The sequence below is a fragment of the Bacteroides sp. OF03-11BH genome (assembly GCF_003604005.1).
GTDB lineage: Bacteria > Bacteroidota > Bacteroidia > Bacteroidales > Bacteroidaceae > Bacteroides > Bacteroides ovatus.
Map to the genome: position 1 here is coordinate 1 of NZ_QTMW01000058.1, position 21,249 is coordinate 21,249.

The 21,249-nt window shown below is 45.6% G+C and carries 20 protein-coding genes; 3 read left to right on the forward strand and 17 right to left on the reverse strand.

Annotated features, from left to right (window positions below; translation table 11 throughout):
* From DXA54_RS24860 to DXA54_RS24900, 9 genes are all read right to left on the reverse strand, one after another.
* Nucleotides 1-1,874 (reverse strand): TraG family conjugative transposon ATPase (locus DXA54_RS24860; RefSeq protein WP_120080933.1); only part of this gene is annotated, 1,874 nt, incomplete at its 3' end.
* Nucleotides 1,875-1,892: 18 nt separating this feature from the next.
* The gene (locus tag DXA54_RS24865) at nt 1,893-2,063 is read right to left on the reverse strand and encodes a DUF3875 domain-containing protein (RefSeq protein WP_005680104.1); all 171 of its coding nucleotides are present in this window, start codon (nt 2,061-2,063) and stop codon (nt 1,893-1,895) included.
* On the reverse strand, nt 2,026-2,376 hold the full coding sequence (locus tag DXA54_RS24870) for a DUF4133 domain-containing protein (protein WP_120080927.1): 351 nt from the start codon (nt 2,374-2,376) through the stop codon (nt 2,026-2,028). The genes DXA54_RS24865 and DXA54_RS24870 overlap by 38 nt, the downstream gene beginning before the upstream one ends.
* 11 nt (nt 2,377-2,387) lie before the next feature.
* On the reverse strand, nt 2,388-2,654 hold the full coding sequence (locus DXA54_RS24875; protein WP_085931613.1) for a DUF4134 domain-containing protein: 267 nt from the start codon (nt 2,652-2,654) through the stop codon (nt 2,388-2,390).
* 452 nt (nt 2,655-3,106) lie between these two features.
* Nucleotides 3,107-3,859 carry a hypothetical protein gene (locus tag DXA54_RS24880; protein ID WP_008643639.1) on the reverse strand — a complete coding sequence of 251 codons (753 nt, stop codon included), beginning with the start codon at nt 3,857-3,859 and terminating at the stop codon, nt 3,107-3,109.
* A 4-nt stretch (nt 3,860-3,863) separates the two neighbouring features.
* The gene (locus DXA54_RS24885; protein WP_008643638.1) at nt 3,864-4,277 is read right to left on the reverse strand and encodes a DUF3408 domain-containing protein; all 414 of its coding nucleotides are present in this window, start codon (nt 4,275-4,277) and stop codon (nt 3,864-3,866) included.
* 11 nt (nt 4,278-4,288) lie between these two features.
* A complete protein-coding gene (locus tag DXA54_RS24890; RefSeq protein ID WP_120080929.1) occupies nt 4,289-5,068 on the reverse strand; it encodes a ParA family protein in 780 nt (259 codons plus the stop codon).
* A gap of 250 nt (nt 5,069-5,318) precedes the next feature.
* Complete coding sequence (locus tag DXA54_RS24895) at nt 5,319-5,546, reverse strand: hypothetical protein (RefSeq protein ID WP_004309901.1); 228 nt, start codon at nt 5,544-5,546, stop codon at nt 5,319-5,321.
* Nucleotides 5,543-6,478, reverse strand: a complete 936-nt coding sequence (locus DXA54_RS24900) for an amidoligase family protein (RefSeq protein ID WP_005680110.1) — start codon at nt 6,476-6,478, stop codon at nt 5,543-5,545. Before DXA54_RS24900 ends, DXA54_RS24895 begins: the two co-directional genes overlap by 4 nt.
* A 285-nt stretch (nt 6,479-6,763) precedes the next feature.
* Here DXA54_RS24900 and yfcE point away from each other — a divergent pair, with 285 nt between their 5' ends.
* Nucleotides 6,764-7,303 (forward strand): phosphodiesterase, encoded by a 540-nt coding sequence (gene yfcE / locus DXA54_RS24905; protein ID WP_004309903.1) that lies wholly within the window; start codon nt 6,764-6,766, stop codon nt 7,301-7,303.
* A gap of 1,491 nt (nt 7,304-8,794) precedes the next feature.
* A complete protein-coding gene (locus tag DXA54_RS28315) occupies nt 8,795-8,950 on the forward strand; it encodes a hypothetical protein (protein ID WP_004309904.1) in 156 nt (51 codons plus the stop codon).
* Nucleotides 8,951-9,253: 303 nt separating this feature from the next.
* On the opposite strand, the gene DXA54_RS24920 is transcribed toward DXA54_RS28315, so the two are convergent.
* A complete protein-coding gene (locus tag DXA54_RS24920) occupies nt 9,254-10,093 on the reverse strand; it encodes a hypothetical protein (RefSeq protein WP_004309905.1) in 840 nt (279 codons plus the stop codon).
* A gap of 983 nt (nt 10,094-11,076) precedes the next feature.
* On the opposite strand from DXA54_RS24920, the gene DXA54_RS28840 reads away from it, so the two are divergent.
* Nucleotides 11,077-11,256 (forward strand): IS3 family transposase, encoded by a 180-nt coding sequence (locus DXA54_RS28840; protein ID WP_029425493.1) that lies wholly within the window; start codon nt 11,077-11,079, stop codon nt 11,254-11,256.
* A 92-nt stretch (nt 11,257-11,348) separates the two neighbouring features.
* On the opposite strand, the gene DXA54_RS24935 is transcribed toward DXA54_RS28840, so the two are convergent.
* The 7 genes from DXA54_RS24935 to DXA54_RS24965 all read right to left on the reverse strand — a co-directional run bounded on the left by DXA54_RS24935 (nt 11,349) and on the right by DXA54_RS24965 (nt 21,249).
* Nucleotides 11,349-12,587, reverse strand: coding sequence for a DUF5074 domain-containing protein (locus DXA54_RS24935; RefSeq protein ID WP_004309907.1), 1,239 nt, complete (start codon nt 12,585-12,587; stop codon nt 11,349-11,351).
* A gap of 30 nt (nt 12,588-12,617) precedes the next feature.
* On the reverse strand, nt 12,618-14,960 hold the full coding sequence (locus DXA54_RS24940) for a TonB-dependent receptor (RefSeq protein ID WP_004309908.1): 2,343 nt from the start codon (nt 14,958-14,960) through the stop codon (nt 12,618-12,620).
* A gap of 18 nt (nt 14,961-14,978) precedes the next feature.
* Entirely contained in the window at nt 14,979-15,434 is a 456-nt protein-coding gene (locus DXA54_RS24945; protein WP_004318713.1) for an HU family DNA-binding protein, read from the reverse strand.
* A 215-nt stretch (nt 15,435-15,649) separates the two neighbouring features.
* The gene (locus tag DXA54_RS24950) at nt 15,650-16,909 is read right to left on the reverse strand and encodes a DUF1302 family protein (protein ID WP_032849674.1); all 1,260 of its coding nucleotides are present in this window, start codon (nt 16,907-16,909) and stop codon (nt 15,650-15,652) included.
* Nucleotides 16,909-17,694, reverse strand: a complete 786-nt coding sequence (locus DXA54_RS24955) for an outer membrane lipoprotein-sorting protein (protein WP_004309911.1) — start codon at nt 17,692-17,694, stop codon at nt 16,909-16,911. Before DXA54_RS24955 ends, DXA54_RS24950 begins: the two co-directional genes overlap by 1 nt.
* A gap of 39 nt (nt 17,695-17,733) precedes the next feature.
* Nucleotides 17,734-19,476 (reverse strand): ABC transporter ATP-binding protein, encoded by a 1,743-nt coding sequence (locus DXA54_RS24960; protein WP_004309912.1) that lies wholly within the window; start codon nt 19,474-19,476, stop codon nt 17,734-17,736.
* Between the two features lie 18 nt (nt 19,477-19,494).
* Nucleotides 19,495-21,249: an ABC transporter ATP-binding protein gene (locus tag DXA54_RS24965; RefSeq protein WP_004312982.1), complete on the reverse strand. Its 1,755-nt coding sequence runs from the start codon at nt 21,247-21,249 to the stop codon at nt 19,495-19,497.

Here is a 21,249-nt window from a genome sequence, read left to right on the forward strand (position 1 = left end):
AATGTTAAACAATCATATACAAGACTTACATGTCGCAGCCAAGCTTCTTCCACAACTATCATCTTCCGAACCCCATGCAAACGTCTCATTTTGTTAATAAACGCCTCCATGATGATGACAGTCACGACCGGGAAAAGGATTTTGTGCTCCTTAATTTCGTCAATTTCAAATACCACAAAACGCTTGTTCAACAGGTCGAGCTGCTCATCCGAATTCAGCAGATAATCATATTCTCCACCACGGTAGTATGGAGCCAATACATTCAGAAAGTTAGTGAGATCGAAATCCTTCTCGCGGTAATGCTTCTCCTCCAGTATTCCACGGAACTCTCCCTGTACGAACTCGTAGAAAGTATTAAAAGAAGGAACCAGTTCATTGTCCTCCTTTATCTTTTCAAGGAACAGGTTAACCGCCATTGAAAGGGCTACTTCCTCGGCACGGGTAATGACTTCCGTATCCCTTTTCCAGAGTGACATGATCAGTGTTTTAATGGACTCTTTCTTCTCCAGGTCAAAGACCTTATCCTCGGTAAAGAATGGATTAAAAGCTATCGGGCGTTTTTCACTATAGGTATAATACACACCGTCCTCACCGTTTGTACGCTGATGGATCAGGTCGCATAAGCCCTTGTAACTGTTACCTATATCGATCAATATAATGTGGGTGCCCTGTTCCCAATATTGCCTGACGAGATGGTTCATAAAAAACGACTTGCCCGAACCGGATGGCCCGATGACCAGCTTGTTACGGTTGGTTGTAATACCGCGACGCATCGGCTCGTCCGAAATATCCAGATGCAGGGGCTTCCCGTTTGTCCGGTCTGCCATTTTGATACCGAAGGGCGACAGGGAATCCGCATAGTTCGTCTCTTCCGTGAAAAAGCAGACTCCCTGTTCGATGAAAGTAAAAAAGGACTCCTCCGAAGGGAAATCCCCCTCACCGCCGGGAATGCCCGCCCAATACAAGGCAGGCGCGTCAATGGTATTGTAACGGGGCTTGCATCCCATCAGGGCCAGGGCGGAACCGGTATCGTTCTTTATCACCTTGAGCTTCTCCCGGTTGTCCGACCATGCCATGACATTGCAATGGCAACGGATGGCGGTCAGCCCGAAAGAATGCGCCTCGTCCAGATACGCGTCAATCCACTGCTTGTTGAGCTGGTTGGCACGGCTGTACTTGGAAAGCGAGTGCATGTTACGTGCCGTCTTCTCAAAGCGTTGCAGGATTTCTGCCGAATCATCAATGAACAGGAACTGGTTATAGATATGGTCACAGGAGAGCATCAGCCCCACAGGAGCGGCAAAACTCAGACGGCAGTCACTGCGGTCGGTGGAGTATTTCTCATAGCGGGTATCCGTCTGGACACTGCCGGGAAGATCATCCACGTCGGAAAGCGTATGCACGCAGAGCGTATTGTCCCCGATGCGCATCTTGGACGCGCTCATCTGTATATCCTTCAGTGTGGTCGTGTCCTGTTGTGAAAGAGAAAAATATTTCTCGATCAGTCCGGCCTGTTGCGGTGTGCCGACAATCTCATCGGTGGTCAACCGTTCCAGACGGATAAAGACCGAGTCATTCAGGATGCGCTCGAACTGGTCGACACTCTCCAGAAAGCGGCTGACCGCATCCTTGTCCCGGACTTCCTTCGGAATGATATTCCCCCGGCAGAGGATGGAGAAATTGCTCCGGCTACGGCTGCGCTCCCTAGTCGTCTTAGTGATGAACAGGTAAGAAAAATGATTTAAATAAGGCCGTTCATTGAAATGCAGCTCGAAAGAACGATCCAGAAAGCTCATCCCGTCTTTATGCGTGTCGGCCCTGTAATTCTCTTTCAGGAACCAGTCCTGGCGGTGTACTATCGTATAGTTCGGCAGTACCTTGACTGCCTTTGTTCATGTGCCGTGCATGGATACATAATCTGCGGAAGTGACCGTGAACAGCTCCGGCAGAAAGACCTTGAAGCCGATGGTCACGTCCGCGTCTTTGGAGAGAATGCACCCTTCCTCCACGGACAGGATCGGAAACTTACTTTCCAGCGTTGCGGCTTTTAATATATTTCTCATGAATGCGTTTTTTAAATAAGGAAGATATACGTTTGCGATTGATGATATAGGACGGGTGGTACTTGACTACGGCCAGCTTCATCAGGCCGTTGGGACCATACTTCTTGTTCAGGTAGAACACCCCGAAGATCAGAGAGAAAGCGGAGAGGACACCGAAACCGATACAGAACCACCGGTCAATACCTATCATATAGAAGATGACGAACAGCAGGAAAATGGCCAGCAAGCCCCCGACAAAGAAGTACAGGTATTGTGCCTGCAAGCCGTTGAATTCCACGTTGCGGCCGATTCCCTTGTTGATATTGTATTCCATAGTCTGCTATATTACAGGAAGAAGGAACGAAGGACTGTCGCCGCGACGATGAGGAAGACGCAGGCTCCAAACCAGCTCCCGGCGGTTTTACCTGTGTCGGGGTCGCCGCTGCTGAACTTCGAATATACCTTAATGGCACCTATCAGCCCCACAATAGCCCCTGCCGCATATATCAACTTGGTGGCGGGGTCAAAATAACCGGTAAGCATGGATGTAGCCTTTGTTATACCGGCACTTCCGTCCCCTTCGGCATAGGCACCCAAGGTGGAAACAGCTATTCATGCGATAAGCGCAACCGTCTTTTTAAAATGTCTTTTCATATGCAATCTAATTTTTTAGTGTGAATAAAAATCTTGTTTCAAACAATCCGCAGGAAGTTGCCCTCCTGCGGATTTGTCTCTTGCAACCACGATGTCTTTTTAGAATCAACCTGAGTCATAGTAACCAATCATAGGTACCTCCGTTTTTAAGGGGTTAATCACTCTTTTAATGTTCGCTCCGGTAAAGGGAAAGGATCAACCGGAATCATAGAAGCCTCTCATATCTCTATATCTTCTTTTCTAACAGGTTATACACTACGTCTCAAGAACTCGTCCTGCCCGGATCAACCGGAGTCAAAGAAATCTTTCATGCTTTTTCGTCTTTTTAGGTTATACATTCTGTTTTAAAACTCGCTGCACCCGGATCAACCGGAATCATAATACTGTCTCATATTCCTTACTTGTTCTATTTATTCGGGCACATGCTCCCTAATATCAAATTCCCGGAGAATGTCGTCCCTATTCTTTCCTGTCAATAAATGGGGCTCGCCCCGGTCCACATACAAGCGCATATAGCGTTTCAGTTTATCGCTGCTTCCCAGGACGCTCGCCTGCAGTACCCTTTCCATGTTCGTGCCTTCCAGCTTTTGGAAAGTCTGCCGGGCCTGTTCCTGTTCCGCTTCCGTAAGTTCGTCCGATGCCATTGCTTTCTCAATCATATCCATATCGTCAAAGGTGACACCGGTTGCCCGGTGGGGATTGCTCCGCTGTACGTATCCTGTAATCTCGTAGCGTTCGGGAATCTCCTCTTTTTCTTCACCGGAAGAAGGAGAGGCCTCCCGCATATAATCAATTTCAGGATAATTCAGTTTTTGAAAAGGAGCCGGGACTTCCGGGAATTTCGTATTCTTATCAAGGGGTTCGCGCACTCGGAGAACCGGCTCTGTTTTCTTTTCGGGAGTAAAGGTATCACTCTTTTCTATGCCTGATTCAGGCTGTCCGCTATTGTCATCTATTGTCAGTGATTGTCGTATTTGGTATCGGCTTTTGCCTATTATTTCCGTCTCGGATGAGGAAGCTGCCGGATGGATGGTGACAGGCGTAGCCCGACGTTCCTTCCTGTCCTTTCTGCCTCTCCATGTGAAAATGCTGCCTGTATGCACATACTTTTCAATACTCAGGTAAGAGGCATAAATGAACAGGATAATAAAAAGGTATTCCATGTCCTTATGATTTTAGTGATTGGTAATACTTCTCCAGCACGGCATTTATCAATCCGCCGTTCTCTTCGAAATGATGTGCCAGCACCTGGTTTACAAAACCGGCTACGGTCACTTCGCCACGTCCTACCGCCCATACCAGGGACGAGATGCGGCGATGCAGGCCGGCATCGATATGCAATGATTTACGGGATTTGGTTCTGACCGTATTCAGGAAGGACGCCCTGTAAGCGTCGATTTCCCCGGTGGTAAAGACCGGAGCTTCGCTACTCCCGGCAATCTCCTCTACCGTATCCTCCGGCTTCGGGGATGCACTCGTTGCAGGGGAGTCCGGTCGTATCGTCCCTTTCCTGGCGACAATATCCAATATGGCCTTCTCGTCAATGCTCCGGGGGTCAAATCTCTTTTTTCCGCTGTCCATAATTCCCCTTATTATAAGGTGTGGGTGGTATCCAGATGTGTTACGGCACATAACTCATCTATCAGTTCACAGAGACCCGAACCTTTTATCTGGCGGTTGTCGGGAGGGAACAGTGTGGAACGGAAGATACTGTTCTTCAGGGAGCTCAACTCCTTGTTATAGCGTTTGGTATCCGGTATCCGTGACTCCAGCAGGTGTAACTCCGCTTTTTGTATGACACGGTTCCAGGACTCGTAGCTTTCTGTCCGTTCACGCTTGTCGACCATGTTCCAGAAAAGATAGATGCCTTTCAGGTTACAGTTGTGCCTGGCAATCAGTTCTTCCTCCACCACCTCGGCAAACTGGAGGGAACTCTGCATGACGACATTATCGGCCTTTAGGGGGATGAAAATGTAATCTATTGCGGAAATGGTATGGACAACCCCTTCGCTGCGGAGGGTTCCCGGAAGGTCGAACAGTACGACATCAAAGACGGCATCCTGCTCTTCGATGTAGCGGTACAGGTCTTCTATCGCTTTCTCCGGATTGCTTTTGATTACCGGATAGGAACGTTTCCGGATTTGTTCATGCTGCCGGTAGAGGGCCACTTTGAGAAAATCACTTTCCTGCACGCTTTCTATGTCCCGGTCACGCATCCGGGAGATGCTGTGCTGGGGGGAGTCGCAATCCACGACACCCACCTTCAAACCTTTCTGGTAGTGAAGGATACTGGCCACCAGAACTGTGAAGGCAGACTTTCCGACTCCTCCTTTCTGGCTGGCAAAGGCAATTAATAACGGTTCTTTTTTCATACGCTTTCTTTATATAATCAGATAAAAATATAATGCTGTAAAACTGTAATGCTTATAATTGTATATCGTTCTACACTGCAAAAGAAAGGAATGCCGGGAAAAGATGAAATACCCTGTCACGGATAGTCATGGATAGTCAGGAATTGACAGGAGGAAACGCCGTCAGGCAGACAGGAAAGGTTGCAATGAAAAAAGAAAAATCCCTGCCTCATCTTTGAAGCAGGGACTAATAATAAAGGAGCGATACCGGTTACCGGACGTAACCGGCGGCTTGCAAGTCCGTCAGGAAATGTTCAGGGGTATCGGTGGCAACTGACACGCCATGCAGCTCCCCGTAACGCCGGGCAAAGTTCTCCATATACTCCTGATCCGTGCAATCATAGTCGAACCGGCTCCCCTCACGGAGCAGCCGGACGAACTCTTCCGGGCTGGCGGCGGTTATCTGACCGCCATCCAGCAAATGATAAGTCTGTATCATACCGCTAACTTTTTAGTTCTAAGTTTAAAAAATAATTTCTGTTTCCCGTCCAGGAAGGGTAACTCCTCCAATGTCATCCGGCTGGGAAGGCTGGATCTTTTCGCAAAGGTAATTAATCCGTTCAAGAACCGGATCCAATTCTCCATCTTTGTGAAATTGGTCGTACCGGAATGCTGGCGGAACTCAACGGTCCGGTGCCTAGAATAAGCCTCAAAATTGACCTTGTGGTATCGGTCATTATTAAAGACCTCCCGCAGGCCGTCTATCGTCCTTACCGATTTGATTCTCTCGTCGGAAACACCGGAGAGGGTTTTGCAGTAGGTATTGTTCCGGCGTGTCCTTGGCATAAAGGCATCAATCAGGTGTTCGAGATGCTTGTAGGTCAAAGTCAGATTCTTCCAGGTGTCCAGATTGAAACCAGCCGCATCCATATGGACATGGAACCCGCAACTGTCATTCACTTTTGCATTACAGATGTCAAGCACCCAGCATACCGTTTCCAGCTCTTTCAGGCCATTCTCACCCACCAGTATCGGGCTGACCAGCTCGAAAGTATTATTTCCCTGCAGGCTGCTGTCCGTCACCAGCTTCCAATGATCCCTGGTCGTGTGGTTATAACCCTCAACGGCAACATGGATACCGGCCTCCCTCAATTCGCGTGCCAGTCTTTCCATATTACAGTTATAGGCTTCAATCTCAATACCGAACTTGTGGGTGAAGGTGTAATCCATCAGGGTGGTTGCTGCCCTGTTCAGCAAGACTCCACCTTCTCTTTCAAGCATTTTCTTCTCAACATTATATACAAAACCATAGTTGCCACGTGTCACCAAATCGGCAATTTCCCTGCGCATCAGGCCCAGACGGAGCAGCTGCTCAATCTTGCTCGTCTTGGTGGTACTCTGTTCTAAGATATTTCTAACTTGTTCGTTCATAGCTTTTTATCCTTTATTATTATACCACTAAGGTAGCATAATAAACCCACATGTCATAGTATTAGAAGCCTTATTGTCAGACTGTTAGCTTAGTTTAGCTAAGGCTAAATACCCTTATTTTATGTATCCGATTATAACATTGCAGCAATCTACAAGGACAGCAATACAGCAATCTACAGTTCAGGGAACCTGTCTTTTTTTCTCATCGTTTCCCCGGTTAGGGAGATTAGATAATTATGCTTATTTTTGTGCATTGAAAACTTAACCCGTAACGAATAGATTATGATGAAATACCTGATTGTGTCCGACATACATGGCTCGTTACCGGCACTGGAACAAGTGCTGGCATTTTACAGGGAGCAGCAATGCGGAATGCTTTGTATTTTGGGAGATATCCTGAATTATGGTCCCCGGAACGGGATACCTCAAGGACTTGACCCGAAAGGGATCGCAGAACGTCTCAATGCGATGGCCGGTGAGATTGTCGCCATCCGTGGAAACTGTGATTCGGAGGTGGACCAGATGCTGCTGGACTTTCCCATCCTGTCCGATTACACCCTGTTGGTGGATAATGGAAAACGTTTCTTTCTCACCCACGGACATATCTACAATGAGGACAGACTGCCGAAGGGAAGGTTCGATTGTCTTTTTTATGGTCACACCCACCGGTGGAAACTTGAACGGACTGAGCATACAGCGGTCTGCAATACCGGCTCCATCACTTTCCCGAAGGACGGGAACATGCCAACATTCGCTATTTACTGTGACGGTACGGTATCTGTTCACCGGCTGGACGGCAGCAGGCTCAAGGAACTTTCTCTCTGATGGGGAATGTATAATAACAGCCTATTATAATTGTAGCCTTTTATAATTGCTTATCCATTATACAAATATAGCAATATCCAAAACGCCAATTATTCAGTTGTCACTGTGTAACATTCCAAGAGACTACAGATATAATAGTATTCGGATTATCCGATTATCAAAATATTCAGTTCTCTGAATATTCAATTATCACGAAAAAGAAGCCATCTGATGTGTCGGATAATCGTAGAATGCTCTACTATTACAGGAAGCTACAGCCTATTCCGCCTCCGGAATATTGGTAAAAAACGCCAACTTTCCTGAAGAAGCAGACCGAAATCGGGAGAGGTTGCCATCGGGAGGGAGGCACCAGTCGGGGCAATCTACAGTTCTACTTAAAAACGTTGTCCCCGTAGAGGGGACAGCAAGTTGTGTTTTCGTTTAACGAAAACCGGACGGTTTAACGGCATATTCCGCCGCCAAACCGTTCCTCAGAATATAGCTCCAGAGTCGCAAATTCAGCCAGAAAGAAACTGCATGTTGCAAGAGTTATTTATTGATATCTTCCTTTAAAGACTTGATTCTTTTATTATTAATCATTCTTCCCGGCTTGATTGAACTAAAAATAAAAAATAACTGTTACCCCAATTCCAATTGCAATGAATTTGGTTTTGGCATTTATCATCTTTAGTAGCTGTAATACATCCTTCTAAACTCTTCCCCTTGGTCTTGTTGGTCTGGTAACATGTTTGGATGGTCCCTACCAGAACTTATAGTTAAAGTAAAAACGGAATTGTTTTTTGTAATATCCCTTACAAAAAATAGGAAGTCCCAAATTAGATTCTGAATAATTAATTTTAAAGGCATTCTTTATGTCATCTAAAGAATTAAAAAATAGATTGCCATCTCCTTTTGTATCATCAGAAATAAGATATAATGTGATAATTGATTTTTGTAATATTTCTGTGTCTTTAGGGGAAAAACTTTGAAGACTTGACTATATCCTGTATTTTACAGGAAAGTATAAATTTGGACTGTGAACTAGAAATAAATTAGGGGATCTTTTTATTGGGGAGAACGTATGAACTGGTATATATTGGTATTGATAATTGACGTACCAGCTGTGCATCTGTCCATTTTCTATCTCGGTAGCGATATACAAGGTTGGAAGATGAATACAGAAGGGGTTGCACAAATGAGAAGAATTTAGTGGCTATACTGTTTTCGCTGTGCTGTATGCTGGCGGGAAGGATACTCCTTTTGGGAAAGTAGAAAGATAAAAGGCAGTCGGGCACTAGAGATAAAAAGTGAGAGGAGCTCCATAGAACGGAAGCTCTCCTCTTTTATTTTTTTATTTTGTACTAAGTTATAAGATTCCGGCTTGTCACAAGCAAGAATAATATAAGCAGATTCCTGTTTCACAACAGATATCTATGCCGCAAAGATACATGAAATATATATTAACACAATGATTTAACGGGTTTTGTTGGGGAAGCTGTCTGTGACGGGGGAATGGACGCTAAGGTGCTTGACATACTGGAGAACTGCTTCGAGTGGAACAGGGACAGGAAACTGATACGGAAAATAAGGAAAGAGGTGGAGGACTTCGAGCGTTGGACGGAAATGAAGGCGGCAGAAATGCTGCGTGCCAAGAGGCAGCAAAAATAAATCTCATTTATATCATATTATGCAATATACAAAGCTGATAAAATATTCAAAAAAAAATATTTTATCAGCTTTCAAATAATGAATTACTACATAACCTACATTAAGAAGTGCATTAGTATATAGAAAGTAGTGAATATACACTAGTTACGATAAGCCGAGTTTTTTTTACTAAAGATGGTGGCGAAGATTCTTGTTTCATTACTTCTCTGTCATCGAAATATGAAGTTAAAAACATAATTGTCAAAATCAACAAACGTGTATACTGTTTTATAATTAATATAATTAAGGTTAATACTGAATACGTTAAAAGTCAAAAGTGCCATGTTTATAAGAGGACCGGGAAGGTTTATAATAATCCTCACCCGGGGTCTGGGGTTGTATAAAATCTTGTCTGAATATTTCTGTAGGATTATCTGTAATTAAATCTGCATCATGGGTATATATGTTAAAATAGCACTCTGGATCTGTTTTTTGGTTATATGGTCCTTCTCCCACAAAAGAAAATTTGTAAAAACCAATTTTTTCTCCGTCTTTTCTGACTGTAAGGAACCAGACATTACCACTACTTATCGTTTTAAATCTCAATCCGTTTAATGATGAATAAGTTTCCTCTATAAACTGGCCATTCAAATATGTCTGTTTTTTACAAGTAAAAGGTGACTCAAATCTACCACCTTCAGCTGGTAGAATAAAAGGATTCTGTTCCGAATGGATTTTATACACAAATGTCAACTTTCCTTTATCTATAATTAGTGGAATTTTTTCTACTTTTATGCCATTAATAGTAGAGTAAGAAATCTGTAAATCAGCATTCAAAATTTTATCTTCTTTATTAATATTTGAGGTTATATTTAATACTACCTGATCGCCCTCCACTTTTGTTTCTATATCAGAAAAAAGAGTTTTATCAAATTCTACCGAAACATCCCTGGGAATAATCGGAACCTCTGAACTTAAAACATCATCTATTAATGTTTTTTTTATAATCGTAATCGTAATAATACGTTTCTCTCCAAGACAGCTAAACGGTTTGGATGCGTCCTTACTTGTTAATACTTGATACTCTGTTTTTCTATTGTTTTCCTCTTTTTGACAGGATAACAATGCTAAAGAAATAAACAAAAGAATAAATACCTTTCTCATATTAATGCAAATTAGTTACTATAAATAAAAGTAATATTTAATATTGTTGAAACCTCAACATCTGATACAAACTCTTTTGCGGAATCAACAAATTCATTTTTACTATTATAAGATAATTGAACAACAAGTATTTTGTTTTGAGAGCTTTATTTTGACCATTATCTTTTTTATCTTATTGGTATGATTATAAAACATATACTACAATTCTGGAAGAAGAATTGAATGTCCTTATAATGCAAAAGCTTTTTTACTAGATAAAATCAATAATATCATATTGTAAATATAAGGCTAAATCTGTATTTTACAGTTATAAAAAAAAACTTTAAATCTAACAAATAAATTTATATATGTATTATAATCAAATTCTTAAGATTAAAGTATCCGGAATTATCTAACATAAAACTAACATTTATATTTTAAAATAGAATCAGCTCACAAGCTATTTCTAGCTAAGCATTTCCGGTACCGTGAATGATGATTTCGGTCTGGTTACCGGTGCGTCAGTCTTCGTAAAAGGTACAAGCAACGGTTGTATCACCGACTGCATTAGCCAATGTATCTTCCGAAGAAACCTTGGTCATTTCATTCATTGGTTATCAAACACAAGAAGTTCCGGTAAACAATTAGCGGAAGTTTTTCATCAACTTAAGAGAGGGCTCACAACAACTGCAAGAAGTAGTGGTAATGGCAATGGGTTATGGTGATGTCCGCTGCAAACACCTAACAGGTTCTATCGTTAAAGCAGACATCAAGTTATTTGGGGATATTCCTAAAAAAATAAAATGTAAGAGGGTGCACTTCATCTTGAACAAGTATATGACATGCTCGATAAAGCATTTGATAAGTGTGATAACCTTGACGGACTCGTACTTCATTCTGATCAAGGTTAGCAATACCAACACTTCGGATATCGGAAAAGGCTTGAAGAGCATCATATAATTCAAAGTATGTCGAGAAAGGGAAACTGTCTGGACAACTCTATGATGGAGAATTTTTTCAGAATTATGAAATCTGAACTTCTATACGCTGAAAAGTTCGAGTCTCCGGAAGACTTCACAAAGGCTTTGGAAGGATATATAGATTATTATAATAATAAAAGAATTAAGTCCCGGTTAAAAGGAAAGAGTCCAGTACAATACCGAACTCTTTCTATAACTGGATAGTGTTTAACCAGTCCAAATTTTTGGGGTCACTTCATCAGTTGGACACCCTCTTTATTTTTGGAAGGAGGCTATCCCGAACTCGCGTTATAAGTTTAGTTGCCGAACCACTCTATAGCCATGGGATTTCCTATGGTGGTTATCATAGGAATAGGATTAATCTTATCTGTCTGAGGATTGAGATAATAGATGCCTTTTGTTGTCGTTGAAGCATTGGCGATTGCCAAACCGTCTTTATATTTAGACACTAACACGCCATAGCCATTGGACAAATCCAATCCTTCTATTTTCTTCATCTTCTGATTGTATAAATCAAAGACTACAGCTCGGCTCGCTATAGCGCCATGTCCCGTTTCTCCTGGTTTGTAATAACCGGGAATATCAATGTATCCGTAGGCTTTGCCATTGGCTGCATAACAAATTGAAGCGGCAAAACCAGCCACTTTCTCTTCTCCTTCGATAGAAGCTCCGGTTATCGTCCAATGGTATGTTGGATCAAAGTCTGTTTCTCCTTTCTTAATCCGAAGTATGCCGGCCTTATGACCTGCCACCATTCCGAAGTTCCCGAGACAAGAAATGTATATATCGCCTTTTTCATCCATGAATAAAGACTTGGGGTCGATCGGACGTGTGGCTTGAGAAAAACCACTGGTTTTCTCTGAAATCATCTTGACCAACTTGTCCGTCTTGGTGTCAATGACGGCTACATCTGCTTGTTTGTAATTCTCAGGGCTTGTCCAACCTCCCACCATCTGGCTTAGACCAGCAAACACATATCCGTCACGCTCAATCATGATTCCGATGTCCGGATTATTATCTTGAATACCCAAAGAGGTCAGGTTGATCTCTCCTGTCTTCTGCATCGTTTCGGGATTAAATATGTAAATCAGTCCTAGTCCGGCAAGCGATAGATAGGCTTTTGTGGAAGATAGTTTGACAAGATTGTTGGCACTGTTATTGGCAGGCAATTGCAAGCTTCCCTCTCTTTGTAAAATTCCATTCGTGCGACGGTATTTAATCAGTTCGTTTTTGTCCATTGTCAAATGATAGCTTGGGAAGACATAGACTTCCTGACCTATTATCATAGGATAAGAACTGCCAAAGGGAACATTTATACCATTGTTGTTATTGGTAGCCATCGTCTTGCCTAATACAGGCTCATCAATGAGTTGCATATAAACCGTTCCATCCATACCTGTTGCATTGGGTAGGGCTGTTGTTAGGAGAATCTTTCCCGAACCTCCTGCAATAGGATTGTCCGGATCATTCTTGTCACATGAGTTAAGGCACAATGCAGCGAATATCGCTGCTACAAAAAATACATTCTTTTTCATTTCTTTTTTTGTTTAATGATTGTTAATTTGTTACTTAAATACGTATCTGAATCTGATAGTGAAGCTACGTCCGGGTAAAGGACGGTTAAACTCGCTGATCATTTTTGTATCGGTCAGGTTGTTTATTTTTCCCATAATGAAGTAGCGCCCATTGCCAAAGCTTTGCTCAAAGCCTATATTGCACGAGAGGGCTCGAGGTATGCGATGCTGCTGGAATTGGCTTTGTTCGAAGTCGTACAGATATTCTTCCACAAATGAAGCATCGGTGAATATGCGCGTATTCATCCCGCTGCCTCCGAACAGATTTTCTTTGTGAAACTCCAATCCTGCGTTTGCCATCAGATAGGGTATATTGGGCATACGGCTACCTTTGGTAGGGTTGGCAACAGTTGTATTTTGTTCATACTTACGCACATCTCGCAGATCTTGGTAAGTGGCGTTCACATAGCCATAGAGCCACCGTGTCATGTCGGCTTTCACCTCTGCTTCCATACCAAGAGTCCGCATCTCGCCGAAGTTCTGATACTGCGACTGCAAGAATCCGCCCGTAAAGCGAATCATGTCTTTGAGATGCATATAGTATCCGTTCAGTTCAATCTGTAAGTTAGAGGAGGCTTTTCCAGTTAAATCGAATAACATTCCTATGTTGACACTTATATTGCGTTCGGGAGTGAGATTGCCGGCAGGAGCTATCACGTATCCATCACCCAACAGTTCCTCTTCCGATGGAAGCCTTACATCATATCCGAACGAAGCTTTTGCCATCAGACTGGGTGTGATGCGGTAGCGAAGTGCATTGCTGATGCCGAAATCATTCTTGTGTGTGTCTATATCCTCTGCTGTCTTTACCAGGACACTTGCCATCCGCGTTTTCATCGAGTAGTAGTAATACTTGACGTTGAAAGAGTTAAGGAACTTATCGTTCGAGGTGCGATAGTCGTAATTCAAGCCTGCCACCCAACTGAACATATTGCTTGGAAAGTCGGTACGATAACCTATGACCTTGTCCTTCATCCCATCACGAGGGTTGGCATGAGCGTATTTCAGCAAAGAGTTGAAGTTTACCGAATGGTTCTCATTGACAAGATAGTTGAGATTCAATTTGTGCTGCAATTGATGCTTTTCATTCGTCAATAATGAAGCCCATTTGCCGATTTCGCCGCCGAATTCGGAAACTGCCGGATAATGCGTTCCATCCCAATGTGTGCGGTGCGAGGCGGTATCGGCAAAATGATAGTCGGTATAGATATACCCCAGCTGCCAGTCCAAGTCCAGGCCGTCTAAGAGGAAGTTTTCTTTCTCCATCTTATTGGCGAAAATAAAGGCGTTGGAATGGCTGTGTGCATGCCGGATGTTCGATTCTATCCCCTGTATATCTTTGTAAGTATGTATGAAAACGGGTTCAAACTCCACCAAGTCAAACCACCACTTCCGTGCCTTAAAGCTACCGCCGATGACTGTTTTTTTAAACTTGTCGTGATCGCGGGTTATAGTAAGCCCCTCTTGAAAAGGAGACTTCATCTTGTAGTCGTTGTCGGCATAGGTATAAAAACCTCCCAGCCCGAACTCGATTCCTTTTGGGGCAATGTTCATCTTGCTCACAACGGATGCATTGTGCGTATTGAAACTGCCGTAAGAATAGTTCACGTCCAAATATTTAGGCGGATACTCTTTGATGACAATATTGACCGCACCACCTACGGCAGAACCTCCGAACTTGGCAGGGACAACTCCTTTGTATATCTCGATGCGGTCGATCATTTCGACCGGAATATCATTGATGTCGATAAAATCGGAATTGTCGTTCATCGGATTCCCGTCAATGAAAAGCCCGATGCGTTTGCCTTCCAGTCCGCGCACCGATATGCGAGAGGTACTGCCCGTTCCACCCGTGGCACGCACGGTGATTCCGGCGGTTTTTGCCAGAATGTCTTGTACATTGTTAACCGTTCCTTGTATCTGGTTCATGCTGATAACGGATATGGGCATGGCCTGCTCCCGTAACTTACGGGCTTCGCTCTTACCCATCACTACCACCTCGTCCAACGATTTTGCTTCGGCTTTCAGGCGGATGATGATTTTTTTCCCTCTCTCTTTACCCACCGTGAGCTTGCGGGTTTGCGTGTGGTAGCCTATAAACCTTACAGTAAGCGTATAAGTGGCTGCGGGAACATCGGAAAGTAAGAACTCGCCATGCCCGTCTGTCACAATGCCCTTTTTCAGCTCTTCGATGAAGATGGTTGCGCCGGGCAGTGGTTCTTCGCCTGCATTGTCGATGACCACGCCTGCAATCCGTCCTCCACCTGTTTGGGCGGACACGCTGATACCTGTGAGCATCAGCGTGAAAAAGAAAAATAATACTTGCTGCTTCATTGTTTCTTGTTATGAATATTAAAGAGCAGAATCGGGTGCTTCGGGCAAATCTCCGGGATTCGGACTCGGTTTAGCCGATCCGGCCTCGCTTTCACGTATCACCACATGCTGTACGTTTTTTGCCTGATTGCGCATTTCGAGTTTGGGAAAAAACTGAATGCGTGGTGTTTTGAGAGTTTCGGCGGTAACGGCTTTTTCCGTTTCCACGCGTTTCCCGTTGGATACAACCTTAAATGACCCGAGGTTGGCCAGGTCAACGGTTCTGCCGCTGAGCATCTCTTCACGTACGATTTTCGCCAAGGCGGTGATGGCTGACCGCACGTCGGCACGGCTCAGGGCTGTGGCATTGACAATCCGATCCTCTAGCTGCTTGGTGGTAATCTTGTCTTGTGCAATGGGAGAGGCGTAATACATGGTTTTGCCCTTGTGTTTACCGATGCGCATCTCTTCTTTTTTTACGTTGTATAGTAACATGACTTTTGATGTTTTTGATGGTTATACTTTGAATAATTTTGCTGTTCTACTTAAACAGCTTCAGTAAACGGCTTTGATCGCTCCATTGGAACGTCTTTCACCGTTTAACTTAAACGATTCCGATTGCTTAAGTCCGCATTCTCTTTAACTGCTGTCGTATGTCTTCTTCATAATCTTTTCAAATTTTGTTTATGGTTATTAAAATGGTGTGGATCTCAAAAGCAGTATTTAGCCTTTGCCCATACTTCCGAATTGTGCTTATACGGGCCGAACATACCCTCGCTTCCTCCGAACCAGTCGTAGCCTGCCAAGAGGTGGATGTGGTCGTTCAGGGCATAGTCAGCCGTGAAACGGCTGACTATGCCCTTGTGGTTGAGGTCGAAATAGGTGAAGTCGGAAAGCTGTAAGTTGCTGTCCAGTAACTTCTTCGACACGCAGAGCGTAAGGAGCGAATTATGGCGGGGCTGTGCGACGTAGCTTTCGTACTTGAAAATACTCTCGGAAGAGAACTGAGCCATCACTGTCCATTCATGAGGGGCATACCAGTCGGCCCCCACCAACCAATTGATGGTGTTGAATCCTTTTTGAGGGGTGGAGGCGGCTTGCTGTATGTAGCTGAAATGCTTCCCGAGGTTGAAGGCCGCTTCGCCGCGCAGCACGAACTGTCCCAAGGGCTTTGAGACATCGCCTCCGACGAATCCCATGCGGTAGTATCGGGGCGAAACCGTAAGTTGGGAGCCCGATGGTTTGTACTCGATGACGGGCATCTTGTTCCACGTATGCAGCGCGGCAAGCGAGAAGTCTACCCCCGGCAGGGCGAAAGAGAGCCTGCCCCCGTATTCTACGTTGGAGAGGCGTAGCTCGGGGCGGCTTCCCTCCGCGTCCCAGACAAGGGACCGGGGTGTTTCTTTAGGCAACACGCTCCACGGATTGGCGGCATCGGTGGGCAGCTTGTATCCTTCGAAAGTGGGAACGGCAAGCAGTTCGAGCTTTATCTTGTCGTTGAAGACGAAGAACCGCAGGGCATTGACGGGCATGCGGATGTCGTCGTAGTCTTGCGCCAAGAACTCGGTCATATCCATGGGTGAGACGAGGTCGGTGATACGTACGCCTTCGGCCGCACCCCAGATGACAAGTTGTCGCCCGAGACGAAAGCCCCAGTGCTCCTGCCGATGGTCAAGGTATGCTTCCCGCAGTTCAAAGCCGGTGCGCTCTTTCAGCAAGGCGTTGTAGGTAGCGTTGAACGAGACGAAGAGCGAAGAGCCTGCGAAGTTTTTGCCGACCTCGCCCCTGAGTCGGGTACGGGAAGACATCCAATCGTTCGGCTTTTCGGAGCGGAAGGCGTGGTAGGTGTCGACAAGGCCTTTGAGCTGCCACGACGATTCGCCCGCTCCTTGTCCCCAAACTCCATGCACGGGGCAAAACAGAAAGACCGAGAGGCAAAGCCCCGCGGAAAGACGATTGAACGCTTTCATCAGAACCTGCCTTTCTCTAACGTGGTCACGTTAAACTTGCTCTCCTCCATGGGAATGTTGTACGTCGGATTCTTGATTTCGAGAACCGTCTGATGCTCGGTTTGCACGTTGGTCATGTGCATCTTCCGGGCTACCCAGAAGCCCTCTACCTTGGCAATATCCGACATCTCGAGACGACGGTGCAGCTTGCCCATCTTGTCGTAATATTCCACCCTGACAGGTATCAGACAGTCCTGACGTATCAGGGCCGTTTTCCTGGAGTAAATATCACGCTTGTCCTTAGGCAAGGATTCCAGTTTCCAGCACTTCTGTCCGTCGACGGTTTCTTCGCCCAGGAGCGTGTGCGTATCCTCGTCCACGTTGCGGCTGCCCATGTCGTCGTAGGTAAAGTCGCTACCCATAAAGTAGTCTTGCTTGGCAGACGAACCGCTGATACGGCGCGTTTTCTTTATGGCGGGCAGATAGAGCCATTTGTCATCGTCCTTGTTTAGCTCATCATAATCCCACGTCAAGAAGCCCGTCCCCTTTACATCGCCGGGATATTGGAAGAACATGATGCTCTTGCGGTCTTTCTTTTCTTTGCCCACATCGATGGAGTAGGAAATGAGCTTGCGTTCGCGCACCGCTCCGCGTTTGTTGATTAACGTCATAACCATTTCAGACCGACGGGTATCGCCGTCGGGACGGTCTTTTACCTTTTGGGCAATCTCTCTGCCCGTTTGTGCGCATGTTGTGGCAGCGAACCCCACCACAAGCATGGCTACTACTGCGATTGATCTCTTCATTTGTCCTTTTTCTTTATAATTGATTCTGATTGATTCGATTTATATTCCGGTCTCCTTCTGCCGTGCTACCATGCGGGCAAATTCGCCGTTTCGGGCAAGCAGTTCGTCGGGTGCTCCTTGTTCTGCGACGGTTCCGTCTTTCAGCACCACGATATGATGAGCGTTGGCAACGGTGCGCATACGGTGTGCGATGATGACGACGGTCTTGTTCTTGATCAACTCCGATATACCGGCCTGTATCAACGTTTCGTTCTCTACGTCCAGACTTGCCGTTGCTTCGTCCAAGAGGATGACAGGAGCATCTTTGAGAAGCGCACGGGCAATGGATATGCGTTGGCGTTCGCCTCCCGATAGCGATTCTCCGTTTTCGCCTATCAAGGTGTCGTAACCGTTGGGCAGCCGGGCGATGAACTCATCGCAACGGGCAAGACGTGCTACCGCTTTCACCTCTTCCTCGGTAGCGTCTTTCTTCCCGATTTTGATGTTGTCCATGACGGAAGCGTTGAAAAGCAACACGTCCTGAAAGACTACGGCATAGTTTTTCAAGAGCATTTCGGGATCTATTTTTGAGATGTCCCGTCCGCCAAGTGTGATCTTTCCGCCATGAATATCCCAAAAGCGGGCAGCTAATTTTGCCGAAGTGCTTTTGCCTCCCCCCGAAGGTCCCACAAGTGCCGTTACTTTGCCTTGCTTGGCAGTGAAAGAGACGTTGCGCAGCACCTGCTTGCTTGTCTCGTAAGCAAAATCGACCTTGTCAAAACAGATGTCGTAACCCTCTACCGTGCAATCCTCATCGCCTTGCTGTGCGGGCATGTCGTTCATCTCACGTATGCGGTCGATACGCACATCGAGTAGTATCAGTGTCGCCATATGGTTGAACACGTCCATGATGGGGTTGTAGATGCTGGCTACAACGAGCAGGAAGACCAAGTAAGTGAACATGTCGATGCTGCCCAAACCAAGTAAATAAGCTCCCGCAATGATAACGCTTGCCAAACCAAGTTTCAGGATAGACTGTGCACTGCCCACAAGCCCCGCTCCGAGAAATTCGCCTCGCTGCAGAGTGGCTTCATATATCTCGAGCTGTTTGTCTAAACGGTCGCAATAGGCTGCCTCTCCGTTGTACGATTTAATCTCCTGCGCCGCTTCAAGCCCTTCCTGTATCTGCTCGGTCGTATCACGCCTTACGTGATAGTACTCCTTATTAGCTTTATCCATAAGCCTTTTTCCTAAGAAGATGACCGTTGTCGCTACCGGTACGACCCCAAAGAGAGCAAGGGCCAGTTGCCAGTTGTAGAAGAACATCCCGGTGGCAATCAAGATAATGCTGATGACAGAGGCGAAGAGTTGTGGAACTGTATGAGAGAAGAGGGTTTCCAACATGTTACAATCCTCCATCATCGTAGCGGTGAGATCCGAAAGATTCTTTTCTCCGAAGAAAGCCAAAGGCAATTTACGCAGCTTCTCGGCAATGCCAATACGACGGTTGGCACTCTCGGTATAGATTTTCGTGTAGGTGCTCTTGTACTGTATCATCGCAATCACAAAGAGTACCGTCATAAAACAGAGAGCCGTCAGCACGTAGTACCAGAGCCCGTGCGTCGTGCTGTTCCCGGCTTGGATAACAGGGTGCAGGTAATCGGTGATGAACAGAAAGATGAAGATTACCGGCAGCATCAGTGCCAGGTTGAGAAAAAGAGAAGCTATAACCCCTTTTATAAAGGTCTTTGCCCCGTCTTCCGATAAGGTGAATCTGTGTTGAAAATATTTACTAATATTCATAATGTTGTCTCCTGAGGTTTATACCGTCCATGTCACGGTTCGTTGATATTCATTCCACATGCTGTTATAGATGCCGTTTCGGGCTATCAACTCGCTGTGTGTGCCTTCTTCGGCAATCTTGCCTTGTGCTATCACCAGTATCTTGTCGGCATCCTGTACGCTAGTCAGATGATGGGCGATCATCAACACTGTCTTTCCTTTTCTCAGCTCGTGCAGGGCTTTTTGTATCAGGTGTTCGTTTTCGGGGTCGGCAAAAGCTGTTGCTTCGTCCAGGACAACAATCGGCGCATCTTTCAAGATGGCCCGGGCCAAGACAATGCGTTGCTGTTCCCCTCCCGAAAGGAATGTTCCATCTACTCCTATCTTCGTGTTCAATCCGTTGGGTAGCCGGTCGATGATCTCCCGACTTTGGGAAAGGTCTATGGCACGTTGCACGGCTTCATCACTCGCTGCCGGATTACCGTATTTGATGTTCTCCAGCAAAGAGGTCTTGAAGAGTTTTGTATTCTGGAAGACGAAAGCGATGTGGTTCATCAGGTTGTCTTTGGCAATGTTTTTCACATTTATTCCGCCAATCGTCACACTACCTGCTGATACGTCCCAAAAGCGGGGAATGAGTTGGGCAATGGTGGTCTTCCCTCCTCCCGATTGCCCCACAAGGGCAAAAGTCTTCCCTTCGGGGAGGTGGAAGCTGATACCGTCTACGGCATTTTGACCGGCATTGGGATAGGCAAACGAAACGTTCTCGAATGTCACATCGCAAGCGGTGATTTTCTCCGGATTTTCGGCTATTGGGAGTGGTTCGCTACTCGTCAGGTTTTCCACCCGGCTTATGGCTTGATCTGCCAGAAACATATCTTGTTGCAGATACATCACTTTCATCACATTGGTTGCTATCACCGGAGTAATCAGCACATACAGGAACATATCGGTGATGATGGGGGCAATGTTTTCGCTTTTGTTGCCGATAAGCAATATGACTACGGGGACAAGTAGGAAAGCAAAGCTATTGATGGCCACCGTGTAGAGTGACATCGGCTTTTGCCAACCCAGCGTGTATTTGGTAACTAAATCCCGGTAGGCGATGATGCTGTCGTAAAAACGTTTGAAAGAGAATATCGTTTGCTGGAACACTTTCACCACCGAAATACCACGTACGTATTCCACCGCTTCGCTGCTCATATGCTCTTGTGCTCCGAGGTATTCATTTTGGAACGCCTTCTGAGCAGTTGTATTCATCCGTGTCATGATGAAGACAGCCGCCGTGAGGGGGATCAGGCACGCCAGACCAAGTTGCCAGTTGAAGACGAAGATCAATATTATAACCGACAGCGGGGCTATAAAACTCCCCGCCAGGTCGGGCAAGAGATGTGCGACAAACGTGTGGGTTTCAGAAGCATTTTCATCAATAATCTTACGCATCTGTCCGCTGGTATTCCGGTCGAAGAAGCCAAGCGGCATCTGCATGATTTTTCTCATAGCCGTACGTCGCATATTGGTTTCTACCCGGAACGCCGCTAAGTGCAAAAGCATCAGCCCGGCAAAGTAAATGACAAGGCCGGCAACGGCTGTGCCTACCGCCCACCATGCATAGACGTTGATAGGGATTCCTGAGGCAACGCTGCCAGTCAATAGTAGCGAGCGTACGATAAGCCAAATGAAGATGAACGGTATAAGCGAGAGCAGACCGCTTAATCCCGACAGTGTCAGGGCTATGGGCATAAGCACCTTGCGTTTGCCCATGTAAAATTGAAGTTTCTTTAATGTATTCAT

What these genes read in the sequence shown, in the direction of transcription:
- DXA54_RS28315 (WP_004309904.1), top strand. Translation starts at nt 8,795, where the DNA reads ATGGACGCTAAGGTGCTTGACATACTGGAGAACTGCTTCGAGTGGAAC.
- DXA54_RS24870 (WP_120080927.1), bottom strand. Translation starts at nt 2,376, where the DNA reads ATGGAATACAATATCAACAAGGGAATCGGCCGCAACGTGGAATTCAAC.
- DXA54_RS28840 (WP_029425493.1), top strand. Translation starts at nt 11,077, where the DNA reads ATGGAGAATTTTTTCAGAATTATGAAATCTGAACTTCTATACGCTGAA.
- DXA54_RS24955 (WP_004309911.1), bottom strand. Translation starts at nt 17,694, where the DNA reads ATGAAGAGATCAATCGCAGTAGTAGCCATGCTTGTGGTGGGGTTCGCT.
- DXA54_RS24885 (WP_008643638.1), bottom strand. Translation starts at nt 4,277, where the DNA reads ATGGACAGCGGAAAAAAGAGATTTGACCCCCGGAGCATTGACGAGAAG.
- DXA54_RS24950 (WP_032849674.1), bottom strand. Translation starts at nt 16,909, where the DNA reads ATGAAAGCGTTCAATCGTCTTTCCGCGGGGCTTTGCCTCTCGGTCTTT.
- DXA54_RS24940 (WP_004309908.1), bottom strand. Translation starts at nt 14,960, where the DNA reads ATGAAGCAGCAAGTATTATTTTTCTTTTTCACGCTGATGCTCACAGGT.
- DXA54_RS24935 (WP_004309907.1), bottom strand. Translation starts at nt 12,587, where the DNA reads ATGAAAAAGAATGTATTTTTTGTAGCAGCGATATTCGCTGCATTGTGC.
- DXA54_RS24880 (WP_008643639.1), bottom strand. Translation starts at nt 3,859, where the DNA reads ATGGAATACCTTTTTATTATCCTGTTCATTTATGCCTCTTACCTGAGT.
- DXA54_RS24890 (WP_120080929.1), bottom strand. Translation starts at nt 5,068, where the DNA reads ATGAAAAAAGAACCGTTATTAATTGCCTTTGCCAGCCAGAAAGGAGGA.
- DXA54_RS24920 (WP_004309905.1), bottom strand. Translation starts at nt 10,093, where the DNA reads ATGAGAAAGGTATTTATTCTTTTGTTTATTTCTTTAGCATTGTTATCC.
- DXA54_RS24865 (WP_005680104.1), bottom strand. Translation starts at nt 2,063, where the DNA reads ATGAGAAATATATTAAAAGCCGCAACGCTGGAAAGTAAGTTTCCGATC.
- DXA54_RS24960 (WP_004309912.1), bottom strand. Translation starts at nt 19,476, where the DNA reads ATGAATATTAGTAAATATTTTCAACACAGATTCACCTTATCGGAAGAC.
- DXA54_RS24965 (WP_004312982.1), bottom strand. Translation starts at nt 21,249, where the DNA reads ATGAATACATTAAAGAAACTTCAATTTTACATGGGCAAACGCAAGGTG.
- DXA54_RS24895 (WP_004309901.1), bottom strand. Translation starts at nt 5,546, where the DNA reads ATGATACAGACTTATCATTTGCTGGATGGCGGTCAGATAACCGCCGCC.
- DXA54_RS24900 (WP_005680110.1), bottom strand. Translation starts at nt 6,478, where the DNA reads ATGAACGAACAAGTTAGAAATATCTTAGAACAGAGTACCACCAAGACG.
- yfcE (WP_004309903.1), top strand. Translation starts at nt 6,764, where the DNA reads ATGAAATACCTGATTGTGTCCGACATACATGGCTCGTTACCGGCACTG.
- DXA54_RS24945 (WP_004318713.1), bottom strand. Translation starts at nt 15,434, where the DNA reads ATGTTACTATACAACGTAAAAAAAGAAGAGATGCGCATCGGTAAACAC.